Annotated in this window: 5 protein-coding genes; all 5 read right to left on the bottom strand. The window is 39.4% G+C overall.

From position 1 onward, the window contains the following. Nucleotides 1–180: 180 nt before the first annotated feature. A complete protein-coding gene (locus AC6I9F_RS03030; protein ID WP_498022667.1) occupies nucleotides 181–2,889 on the bottom strand; it encodes an ABC transporter permease in 2,709 nt (902 codons plus the stop codon). Between the two features lies 1 nt (nucleotide 2,890). After that, a complete protein-coding gene (locus AC6I9F_RS03025; protein ID WP_498022665.1) occupies nucleotides 2,891–3,592 on the bottom strand; it encodes an ABC transporter ATP-binding protein in 702 nt (233 codons plus the stop codon). 130 nt (nucleotides 3,593–3,722) lie between these two features. Beyond that, on the bottom strand, nucleotides 3,723–6,134 hold the full coding sequence (locus tag AC6I9F_RS03020) for a glycoside hydrolase family 95 protein (RefSeq protein ID WP_498022663.1): 2,412 nt from the start codon (nucleotides 6,132–6,134) through the stop codon (nucleotides 3,723–3,725). 52 nt (nucleotides 6,135–6,186) lie between these two features. Continuing rightward, complete coding sequence (locus tag AC6I9F_RS03015; RefSeq protein WP_000240129.1) at nucleotides 6,187–6,879, bottom strand: phosphoglycerate mutase; 693 nt, start codon at nucleotides 6,877–6,879, stop codon at nucleotides 6,187–6,189. Between the two features lie 144 nt (nucleotides 6,880–7,023). Further along, nucleotides 7,024–13,158 (bottom strand): ZmpA/ZmpB/ZmpC family metallo-endopeptidase, encoded by a 6,135-nt coding sequence (locus AC6I9F_RS03010; RefSeq protein ID WP_225904802.1) that lies wholly within the window; start codon nucleotides 13,156–13,158, stop codon nucleotides 7,024–7,026. Nucleotides 13,159–13,279 lie beyond the last annotated feature (121 nt).

Genomic DNA, 13,279 nt, shown 5'->3' with positions numbered 1-13,279 from the left:
ACTCTTTGAAACGGAGGATTTTTGTTTACGAGTAAATATAAATTAAATCAGATAAAAACAACTACCTTATACTCTTCGAAAATCGCTTCAAATCATGTCAGCTTTATCTGCAACCTCAAAGCGGTGCTTTGAGCAACCTACGGCTAGCTTCCTAGTTTGCTCTTTGATTTTCATTGAGTATTACTCTACAGATTTCAAGGCTTCAAGCATATCAACCTTTCTCAGATGATAATTGACAAAGAAACCAAGCAAGGTCAAAATGATGCTTACTGCTGCCACTGGGATTACGTAGACTTCCCAGCCTACCTGCGGATAAAAGAGAATAGTCGCAGGCGAAATCATTTGAATCAAAAATTGATGTAAATAGAAACCAGATACCAAACCAAGTACGATTCCCACAAGGGACAGCACAATCGTCTCACGATAAATGTAGAGGGTGACTTCATTATTATGAAAACCGAGCACCTTGATAGTGGAGAGTTCACGGATTCTCTCAGCCACGTTGATATTGGTCAGATTGTAGAGGATAACAATAGCCAACAGAACCGACACGATAACTAAGATAGTCATAGTCTGATTGAGTGAGCTAGCGACCGAGTCAAAGAGTCGAATGGCTGAAGCATTTTGGACAACGCTGGACACCGCAGCTTGATTCATAAGCAAGCCTGCCTGCCTTTCAATACTAGGCGCACTAGAATCCTTTAGCGAAACCAGATAAGTGTTGGCTTGGGGTAGCTGTCCGTAAAGTTGCTCATAGTCAGTATGACTCATATAAATAAAATGACCAACATAGTTCTCAGCAATAGCAGCGACCTTTAGCTTCTTACCTTCAATTTCTAGAGTCTGTCCAACCTTGACACCTGCCAACTGGGCGAGTTTAGCTGTAATAACAACTCCATCTTTTAATGTCAACTCTTGCTGATGGTCTTGCAGATGGATAAAGGGAGTCAAATCCTCCTTATCTGTCATCATAAGAGTAATGGTTTGAAGACCAGCCTTACCTTTGAAATCCTTGTCTAGCGTCTTAGAATAAATTTTCTGATAGGCTTTGATGTCCTGCCCTTTCAACACTTCTTCTAGATTTACCTTGTCCTGATTGGTCGCACTAGGATTTTCAGAAACAATCATCTGATACTGTTGGATTTGTTGAAACTGTCTGGACGGAACTCCTGCCACAGAGGATTGGATTCCCAAGCCTGCAAAGAGCAGGGCTACAGAACCTGCCACACCAAAGATCGTCATCAACATCCGCTGCTTATAACGGAAGATATTGCGAGCAGTTACCTTATGAGTAAAACTGAGACGGCGCCAGATAAAACCGATGCGCTCCAGTAAGATTTTAGCTCCTTTAACAGGAGGTTTAGGCAGTAAAAGCTGGGCTGCTTCATCATGAAGTTCCCTCCGAGCTACCAAGTAGGCTGGTAGCACACTCGCCAACCAACTCAAGACAAGAGCCAGTAAGCTATAGGTCCAATAGAACTGAATCTGGGTTTCTCCCACCACCATGCCTTTCGTAATGACACTTGAAATCACACCGGCTAGTAAATAATGGCCAAGTATGCTACCTAGAGCTGTTCCGACAGTCCCAGCTACTAGACCGTAGAGGAGAAATTTAACGATAATATCCTTACTGCGATAGCCCAAGGCCTTAAAAATCCCTGCATGAGTTCGCTCTTCATCCACAAAACGAGTCATAGTTGTAAAGGTCACCATAGCTGCTACGGCATAAAGCACTACAGGAAAGATATTGCCCACTGCCCGAATACTGGCTGAAGCATTACTGTACATGAGATAGCCCTGACCACCTGGCATGGTCTGACGATTATATACCTGATACCTTGGCTCCGCCAAATCATCTAAGACTTGCTGATGTTTTTCTAATTTTTCCTTTTCTTGGGCTAAATTTTGTTCAGCCTGCTTTAGTTTGTCTTCTTCCTTGCTCAATTCCTGCTTGGCTTGAGTAAGTTGGGCACTAGCCTGCTCTCTCTGGGCTTGAGGAAGCAAGGCTAGTTGACTTTCTTGAGCCAGTATACGAGCTTGAGCAGCTGCTAAACGACGCTTGCCTTCCTGCAAATTAGTCTCAGCCTTGTCAAGGGCCTCTTGGCCCTTGTCGAGAGACTCTTGCCCTTCTTTTTTCAAGAGTTGCAGACGTGCCTTGCCATTATCTGATAGAACTTGTTCAAGTTCTTCCTGATGTTGCTTGGATTTTTCTTCATAAGCTGATGAAAAAGCATTTAAGCCTGCTAAATCTTGATATTTCAAACGAGCTATATTATAGACTTTCTGATCAAACTGACTAGGTAAAATCACCCCATAGGCTGTCAGAGTCCCACTTCCACTTGCTGCGTAGCCCATATCTCGCTGGGAGAGGATTTCAGCTGAATCCACAAAACCAGTAATGGTATAAGTATGGTCTTTTAAAGAGGAATGACCCTCTTCTTTTTCTTTAAAACTAATCTCCTGTCCCACACGATATTGGCCTTGCAAATGACTTGCCAAGGCGATTTCCTTATCTGACTGAGGAAGTCGTCCCTCTCTTAGCTGAAAGGTTGAAATTCGCTCTGATTTGGAGTACAGCCGAATGGCATCCTGCCCATTCTCCATAGTCACATCTGTCAAATAGCCAAACTCAACCTCTGCGCCCTCTATCTGTTCTAGTTCTTCTTGATCTGCTTGATCCAAACCATAATTAGACATAACTGCCAAATCCAAGGTTTTAGCAGTTGTTAAATAAGCATTAGCTGTCGCCTCCATGTTGGGACTGGTTACTTTGAGGCCTACTAAGGCTAGAGATCCCAACATCATCAGGATCAAGATGGATAAAAAACGCCCCTTGGAGCCTGTGAAGGACTGAATTAAGTCCTTCCAATAGGTTTTTCGCTTGATCATGCTAGTACTCCAAACTGTCAATATCCTGAGGATGCTGGTTGAGCACCACATCCTTAACACTGGCATCGTGCATATGAATCACGCGATCAGCAATGGGCGCCAAAGCTCCATTATGAGTCACGATAATCACCGTCGCTCCCTTTTGACGAGACATATCTTGAAGAATCTTCAAGACTTGCTTGCCTGTCTGATAATCCAAGGCGCCTGTTGGTTCGTCACAAAGAAGAATTTTAGGATTTTTGGCTACCGCGCGTGCAATGGAGACTCGCTGTTGCTCCCCTCCAGAAAGCTGGGCTGGAAAGTTATTGAGTCGATGAGCCAGACCTACATCTGTCAGCACCTGCTCAGGATCCAAGGCTGCTGTCACGATTTCAGAAGCCAGCTCCACATTTTCCTTGGCTGTCAGATTGGACACTAGATTGTAGAACTGAAAAACAAAACCGACATCATTGCGGCGGTAATTGGTTCGCTGGTAGGAACTATAGTCTGCAATATTGGCACCATCAATCCAAATCTCCCCTTCATCATTGGTATCCATGCCCCCAAGAAGATTAAGAATCGTTGACTTGCCTGCACCTGAAGCACCAAGGATAATAACCAACTCCCCCTTTTCAATCTCAAAATTCACATCACGATTGGCCACAATCTCCGTGTCCCCAACCTGATAACGCTTGTAACAGTGTTTCATCTCAATATAAGCCATCAGTGCCACCCTCTCTCAAACAAATTACTTCCTACTACCATTATAACGCTTTTTCAACTAGTTGGAAACTGCTTACATTCTCAAATCCTTATTAAAAGGCAGTTTCAAATTACTGCCTTCTAACATCTTCTTAAAAATAAAATTGAACCAGATCACCTTCTGCTGTTGCCACCGAAATACAATCTTTCCCCATGCATTTCACTTCTGCTTTTTCTTGATTCATTTTAATCACACTCTTCTCAATATCTGAATAAGAAACTCGCAAATCTCCCCCACTCCTTGATAAAATGGTCAACTGTAAGAGTTTTTTATCCGCCCACCTCATGCTCACTTCAAAATGTCCACGTGCCATTAAGCCTGAAACGGAACCTGTTGACCAAGCATCAGGTAGAGCGGCTAGAGGTACCAGATAAGCTGTATGAGACTGGAGCAACATTTCCGCCATGCCACTAGTAGCACCAAAATTACCATCTATCTGAAAAGGAGGATGGGTGCACCAAAGATTGGGCAAGGTGGATGTCTTTAACTGCTCTGCTAATAATTTATGGGCTCGATTGCCATCTCCTAGACGCGCCCAAAGATTGATCTTATTAGCCTTGGACCAGCCTGTGCCCCCATCTCCACGATCATTGAGGCTAGCACGCGCCGCTTCAAGATAGTCTTGTCCCTTATGACTAAAGAGATTTCCAGGATAAAGTCCCACTAGATGGGAAGCGTGCCGATGCTGGGCCTCCACTTTCTCATTTTGAAAATGCTGCTCTTCCTCCTCATACCACTCCCTGATTCGACCAGATTGAGTGATTTGAAGAGGATTAAGCAAGTCAAACTTCTCCTTGACCTCAGTCAACAAAGTCTCATCCAGTCCCAATTCCTGAGCAGCCTGAATAAAATCATGAAATAACTGCCAAATCAGAGATTGGTCATAGGTATTGCCAATCGAAATCGGCCCATGTTCTGGCGAATAAGATGGAGAAGAGACCCAACGCTGCGCCTGCTGATCCTTATGTAAAAAGGCATTCCAAAAACGAACCGTTTCCCTCAACATGGGATAAATTTTCTCCCTGAGATAGTCTTGGTCCCTGTAAAATGAATAGGCTTCATAAACGGTTTGCATCATCCACGCATTGGCAGCTGGTGACCAACCCCAATAGTAATCCCAACCAGGTGCTGTCCAACCAAAGGGAGTCGCTTGAGTATGAACCAACCAACCATTTTCCTCCCCTTCCTGAGAGACGATTCCTGCATACCTTGCAGCCGCTATGCGACCATAGACACGCAAATCATCTACATAGTTGATGACCGGAAAGGCCGTCTCTAGGAGATTGGTAACATAGGCTGGCCAATAATTCATCTGCAGATTGACATTTAAGTGATAGTCCGAATTCCAAGGAGGATTATCGACCGCATTCCAGACCCCTTGTAGGTTAGCTGGTAGAGCATCTGGACAATCTCTGGAAGAACTAATCAATAAATACCGTCCATACTGGAAGAACAGCTCCTCCAAAGCCTGCCCCTCTTGTGGCTTATAATTTTTTAACAACTCATCTGTAGTGGATGCGTCAACATCAGACCCCAAATCCAATTGAACACGTTGGAATAAGGCTTGGTAGTCCTCAATATGCCTTGATTTCAATTGGGCATAGCCCTTTTCTTTAGCTGTGTCCACCAAGTCTATCACCTGTTGCTCTAAATCTAGTTTCTTGCGATAATTGCTAGCAGGATTTTGGGCAAAATCCGTCTTAGCTGCCAAGAAAAGATTGGCATAACTGGCTCCTGATATCTGAACCTTATCTGACCAAACTCTAATGTCTCCATCCGTTTCCCAAGCTAAACAGCTAGCAAACCGCTGATCATTATCCTTAACTCTTCCCTTCATCAAGATATGAGAATCAGTAATATCCAGCTGGCACTCCTTGTAATCAGATTTTTCCTGCTCATACTTTCCATCAGAAGCCAAATCACAGGTCAAGGATAGTTCTATAGTAAAATCTAGAGTTTCCGCCCCTTCCTTAATAAAACGCTGAACCAAGAGATTATCTGGAAAACTCACAAAAGCTTCACGTTCAAATCGCGTTCCCTTATAGGCATAAGAAGTCGTCGCAAGTGCCTTACTGATATTCAGCTGTCTCTGGTAATCCGTCACCTGAGACAAAGTCTTGCCTTGATTACTAAACTCAATGTGAATATCCCCAAAGGACAGATAGGTCCCATATTGACTCGTTTTTGGCCCGACCAGATGATGTTCAGCCAGTTCCTTAGCAGTATTGCAGTCTCTCTTCTCCAAAGCCTGCCGAATCTCAGCTAAAAAACCATACTGGTCCTGAAGATTTCCACCTTGATAATCTGAACTATCAGGAAGTGGACCTCCAGACCAGAGACTTTTTTCATTGAATTGAATCCGTTCAGCCCCTACAAGCCCAAAGACTTTAGCCCCTAGAGAACCATTACCTATCGGTAAGGCCTCTTCTTCCCAACCCTTATATGTTGTTGACGCTGGTTGCTTGTAGGCCAATACATAATCTTGTTTTTTATTCCTTATCATACTACCATACTAACATAAAAAGCCTAGAAATCAATCCTAGGCTTACAATTTTTTATTTTCCAAGGTAGTATTCAGAAACGACGTTCAATTTTTCGTCAAATTCGAATACCAATGGTGGGAAGTTAGGAATTTCCACGTCCATGATTTCGTCATCTGACAAACCTTTGATGTGTTTTACAAGGGCACGGATTGAGTTACCGTGAGCTCCTACGAATACGTTTTTACCATCTTTAAGAGCTGGAGCGATTTTATCTTCCCAGAATGGAAGGGCGCGTTCCAAAGTCACTTTCAAGTTTTCAGCATCTGGGATAACTGAGTCGTCAAGTGAAGCGTAACGACGGTCTGTGTGAGCTGAGTGCTCATCATCACGGTCCATGTTTGGAGGCAATACATCGTATGAACGACGCCAGATGTGAACTTGCTCATCACCAAATTGTTCAGCAGCTTCAGCTTTGTTTTTACCAGTCAAACCACCGTAGTGACGTTCGTTCAAGCGCCATGATTTTTCAACTGGAACCCACAATTGGTCAGAAGCTTCAAGAGCCAAGTTCGTTGTTTTGATAGCACGTTTCAATACTGAAGTGTAAGCTTGGTCAAATTCGATACCAGCTTCTTTGATCAATTTACCAGCGTCAATCGCTTGTTGTGTACCTTTTTCAGACAAATCAACATCAGCCCAACCAGTGAAAAGGTTAGCTTTGTTCCATTCAGACTCACCGTGGCGAGCAAAAACCAATTTTACCATTAGATGGATTCTCCTTTAAATTTTCCGAGGTTTCCCCTCGTTTATCTATTCTATTTTACACAATTTTTCACAAAAAAGCTAGTCAAAACCAAAAAGGAAAGAGTTTCACACATGAAGAAACGAAACCTATCTTCATGTGCTACCCTAATTAGTAAATTTATTTTCCTCATCAAAAATTGAACTTCTAAAATCATCAGTTTTATCTAGATAAGCTTTGAAAATAGCTTTTTTAAGTTTGTAAACTTTACTACTTTCTTTTGGATATAATATTGAAGCATAATTAGTAGCATCCGCCTGAACCGCTTCTTTAATTATATTTCTTAACTTAGCAATACTATCAATAGTTATCGTCTCTTGACGTCCCCAATTATTAGGATTTATAAAGCTAATATTTGTTAAGTTATTAAATTTATTTTCTCGTTCTTTATACATAGCTTTTTTAAAATCAGCCCAAGATGAATACTGGTTATTAAATATCTTATTAAGCACTAATTTATCAGTTACCAATCCTACTTCTTTACCGTATGAATTAATTTTACTTCCATTAGCTTTCACTTCATTTTCATATTGGTTAGAAATATATGGTACCATACCTTCTTTATATCCTTTTGCAGCTAATAGTTCAAATGCCATACGACGAGCCATTAAATCACCCGGAGTCCCTTTATCACTACTTAAGGCAGAATATATTGGCGAGAAAAGATTGATTGTGTAGTATCCATTTCGTTTATACTCACCTTCATCAATATACCCTCTTCTTGTGATTATATCGTTTTCTATTAAACTATTGAAAGAGGTTAACTTATTAAGCTCATCAGGTTTTAATCTACGGACTACATTCGTTGCATAAACATCATTTCCATCAGGATCAGGTTTATACTCATTCTCTATTTTCCTTAATAGCTCACCTTTCTCATTGGCACCTAAGTTAACTACTGCTTCTCCTTCTAATTTTTCAAGTGTATAAACTAAATCGAATAAGTTATGCATATATTTACGCAAGTCTTCTGCATTATTAAATCGTTGAGTTGGATTTTTCACTTGTAGTCTATTAGCATTTTCCGCTTCATCATATTTCAATACAGAGTTTATCGTGATTGTTGCATCATCTGGATGATCGGGAGCTTGTAATAATCCTTTTGCATAAAACTCTGGTCCAAGCCCATTTCTTCTTCCATATCCTCCAAGATAAATTTCTCTATCTGAGTTATGTGTCATTTCATGAGTATATGTTACTGCGCCAGCCTTATCAAGCATACGATAAGCCATATAGTAGAACGCATCTCCCGTAGCATATGCTCCGTGTCCATTATGAACAACATTATTCCCCGCAGGACCGAAGAAATGTTTTATTGCTGGATGATCAGTTTCAAAATCTGCTTGACTAGTATTTTTATCTTTATCATTACCAAATCTGAAAGAATCATATACCAAAATACTTCTAAACAATTTGTCTTTATTTTTCGTATCTAGTATTTTGTACCAATAATCATAATGATCTCTAAAGCGTTTAGCCGCTTCTTTTGCATTATCTTCTACAAATTTATTTAATTTTTCTCCCTTAGGATATTCTGAACTTCTATATCTGTCATAGGCTCCAAATCCTATAGTTGAAATATTCGCTATCATAAACACTGATTTTTCAGGTAGTGTTAATAACGGTAACACCATACTTTGATATTTCCAAGAAGGGCTAGTTAATCTATCATATACTCCAATAGAATACTTCGTCCCTTCCTTAGATTGTTTTTCGCTTACTTCAGGAATTGTAGATTTTTCTTCTACTATATAAGCTTTAGATTGTTCTTTAAACCATTCGTTATTTGTTTTATTCGGCACTAAAACTTTTCTATATTTTTCCAATGCCTCAAATAAACTCTTAGTTCCATAATTTTTTGATAATAATACATTATAAGTAATTACATTATTTTTAGCTAATAAATTGTTAAATCCTGATTTACCTAGCTCAATAACATTATCTAATGCAGAACTATTAGATTTACCAAAGAAATCTAAATGATATAATACTAAATCTTTTGCACTTGCATTATCATATTTAAAATTATACCAACGTTCAAGATATGTTAAACCTAAAAGCAACGCCTCTTTATTATTCTTAATTTTTTCTACTACATAATTATCTATTATCGAATTATTATTTACAGCTATTGCCGCATCTGCAGAAAGAAGTTTTGATAAAGTATCTTCAATATTTGCTTTTGTTTTATCGAACTGTTCATCTAGATATAATTCTGTTAATTTTATATCATTAGAAATATCTAATACTTTTCTAACATCAGCTGAATTATATTGAACAGATTTCAGATCATTTAAAACAGATTTTACAATATTATTGTAATTATGTAATAACGTATTAGGTGTGTATATTAATTTTGTATTAGTTATTTCGTATTCTGCTACTTTAGAGAAATCTTGTAGATATTTTATATCTAATGTTTGAGAAGTATTATCTGAATAATGTAGTAACAACTTATTAATACTAGCTTTATGTTTATTAATATCAGAAATTACTTCTTTGTCATGCATTGAAACTACAGACACAAGATCCTTAGTATATAAAGCATTATTAGTATCCACTAAATTACCATACTTAACAATAGTCTCTCGGTTATAAAATGGCAGTAATTTTTCTATATTTTTATATACCCTTAACCTAGAAACATCAACATCTTTTAATTTACTATAATCCGTTCCATATTTAGAAGAGAAATTAAAGTCCTCAGTTTTAATATTATTTTTAGGAACAAGTTGAGCTTTTTTCACATTAATCTCATCCGCTTCTAGCACAGTTCCTCTTTGCTCTTCAGAATCTTTACTAAGTACTTCGTCATCTACTTGAACTACTTTTACCACCTTATTATTTTTATTACTATAAGTGTTAGTTGCTTTTATACCATTAAAATCATAACCAGCAATAGCATTACCGTTAGTAACATTGACATCGCTTAATACATCAGATAGTCGACCTGAATTTTCAACTTCACCTGAATTATCCCAAAGATTACCTACAACTCCTCCTACTTTACCAAAAGGCTTCACATTGTTAAGATTTCCTTCAACGTAACTATTACTAATTCTAGCACTTCTATCAACAACCCCAGCTATACCACCAACTGTTTGGTCCCCTTGATTAGCGTTTGTCGCCATATCGATAGATGAAATTGAGTTTTCTATTAAAGCACCAACACCTGAAAGTTTGCCAACTAAACCACCTATTTGATAAGTAGCATTTGTATTATAAGTATTTGTTATTCTACCTGTAAAACTACTATTAGAAATTGTAGAGTCAGTTACTTTTGAAACCAAACCACCAATGCTACGCTCACCAGCAATTACACCTGATGAATGAACATTTGTAATTGTAGTACCATTATTCGCCTCTTTCGCTATTGTAGCAGCATCTTCTTTCAAAGAAACATTAGCTTCTTTTATTGAAAGATCTTGAATAGCAGCATGATTTAAAACTTTAAATAACGGTTTTTTCAAGTTATATATAGCATAGTTCTTATCATTGTTTGTACCTATTAATGTACCACTAAATTCTTGATTTATATAACTTTCTTGACCATCCGAAAGTTCTACTTCACGAGCATCCATAGTTGCTCCTAAACGAAACGTACCATGTAAATTTCTATTCATTGCTTCTACTAGATTTTTAAATGATGTATAAACTTCGTTTTCACTATTAATAGTTTTTGGTAAATAATAAGTATAATTTTCTACAGTACTATCATTTTCATGTTGAATTAAATCATTTGCTCGACCAACAATTTTATATACTTCTTGATTATCTCTTCTGACACTTGTAATACTTGAGACAGGTAACATCACATCTTTAAACTTCTCTGATTTTACTTTCATAAAGTAGTTACTAGGATTATTTGGAACCGTATCAAATGAGGTTACATGTCGATATTTATTATTTTCTACTGTAAATAATTCCACATTTGAAATATTCCTAAGCTCTAGTTTCTTGTCGACTTGTTTTTCTTCTGCTTTTGGTGCTGATTCTTCTTTTCCTGTAGATGTTCCTTCTGTTGACGCTGTTGGGTCTGATCCTACTTGTACAGCTGGTTCATCACCCTGTGGTTTTTCTGAATCTGAATTAGATGATTCTGAGTTTTCGTTCACAGTCGAAGCTTCAGTATTTTGTGAATTTGTTTCTTCTTTATTGCCTTCTGTTACTGAAGGTGATGACTCTGAATTACCTGAATCATTTGTAGCATCTACAGATGGAATAGTTGAAGTTTCTGACGTTGGTTCGGATTTATTTTCTTCTCCAGCTGGTTGTGTAGCTGGTAACCCACCTTCAGAGACAGTTTCTGAAGCCGGCTGTTCTTCTGTAACTGTTGTATCCCCTGCAGATGAATCTTCCTCTTTCGACTCTGATTCTGATGGTACTTCTGAAGCTGGGGTTGCCGCCTCTGGCTCTTCCGCTTTTGGTGCTGTTGCTGTTTCCGTAGTTGCAAGTTCTTCAGCTTCCGATGTTGAATCTGTTTCTTCTTCTACAGCTGGCTGCGTAGCTGTTGACTCCCCTTCAGAAGCAGTTGATGAAGATTCAGTTGAAGAAACTGAATCCTCCGCTTTACCTTCTTCTCCTGATTCTTTTGGTGCTGGGGTTGCTTCTGCTATTATTCCTGGTTCTTCAGCTTCTTCCGTTGCTTCGGCTTTACCTTCTTCTCCTGCTGGTGTTGATTCCACAGTTGCAGATGTTCCTGGTTCTGCTGACTCTTCTGCTTTTGCTTCTTTTTCTGTTGCTTCTGGTGTTGTTACCGCTTCTTCTTTAGACTCAGCTGACGGTGTATTTGTTGCGCTATCTTGTTTTCCTGTCTCCTCAACAGAGGTTTCTTCTGCATTGCCTACTTCACTTGAAGTTGTAGCCTCTGTAGCTGCTTCTGTTGAAGCTGGGGTTTCTGGTTTTGATGGTGCTGGAGTTTCTTCTGCTGGTTGGCTTTGTTCTCCTGAAGTTGTAGCCTCTACCACTGGTGCTTCTGAAACTTCTGCTTTTGGTGTTGTTCCTGAAGCTTCTTCTGTTGAACCTAGAGTCGCTTCTGAACTTCCTTCCGCTGCTGGTGCACCTGTTGTAGCTACTTCTGAACCTGTTCCTGCTTCTTCAGTTTCTTTTACTTCATTTCCTGCTGTTGTTCCTGCTTCTTTTGGAGCTGGTTTCGCTGCCTCGGACTCTGTTACTTTTGGTTCCGGTGCTTCTGTTGCACCTGGTTGTTCTTCTTTATTTTCTGGAGTTGTAGGTGCTTCTGTTTTTGGTTCAGCCAATTCTGCTGACTCTGTTCCTGTTTCTCCTTCTGAAACTGTTCCTTCAGGTGTATCTTCTTTTGGAGTTGTAGGTGCTTCTGTTCCTGATTCTTCAGTTTCTTTTCCTGTTACTCCTGGAGTTACTTCTGAAGCCCCTTCTGTTCTTCCTGAAGCTCCATTTGCCACTAATTCTGTTGAATCTGGTGCTGATTCTGCTGTTCCTGTAAATGTTCCTTCAGGTGTTGATTCTGCTTCTTTAGGCTCAGCTGGTTTTTCTACCTCTGGCGCTGATTCTGTTGGTGCTGGAGACACTGGTTTTTCTGCTTTTGGCGTTGTTACAGTTGGCTCTTCTGCTTTTGGTGCTACTGGAGCTTCTGTTTCTTCTTTAACTTCTGGGCTTGTCTCTGCTGGTGCTTCTGAAGCAGGTTCTTCACCCGATTCTTCCGCTCTTTCCACTACTGGTGCTGATACAGGCTGATAAACTAGGCTATAGTTCACAGTCATTTTTTCAACTTTCTCAGTGACATCTGTTAATTCAAAGGTAACAGCTTTTGTTTCCTGATCTTTCTTGAGCAAGACTTCGTAAGTGCGAACTTCGCCACTTGCACCACTTTCTTTGATGACAATCTTGTGTTTTGTGACTGTATCTGAAACCGTTTCAGCTTCAGTAAAGTACAATTCATTGTGTGGTAAGAATAAATTCTTACCTGAAGCTTGATTCATTTCTTGGAGTACATCTACCGGGATATTGCTTGCTTCGCTGATAACACTTAATGTATCTCCCCACTTAATGACATACTTAAATAAATCACCTTCTTTTTGAAGGTCAGCTTTCACTTCCTCAACTGTTCTGGCTACCCAGACACCATCTTGTTCACTGGCTGACACAGTTGGAGCTAAAAAGCCCAGACCTAGCAAAATGACACCTGTCGCAACAATTGCACCTGTTCTCAATTTTCTAAAGCCACGGAGGGACAAGCTTCCTCTAACATTTGTTTGTCTCATAATGTTTATTTTTCCTCACTAGTTTAAGAAATCGCAAGAAAAACAATCTTGCGATTTTAGCATACTTACTTTCTCCTAGTATTAGCAAAACCAATTCTCATTAAACTTTAGCATCTCACAA

The sequence above is a fragment of the Streptococcus nakanonensis genome, from assembly GCF_059738785.1.
Note: the sequence above shows the minus strand (reverse complement) of the source record. Positions and strands in the feature narration are given on the sequence as shown.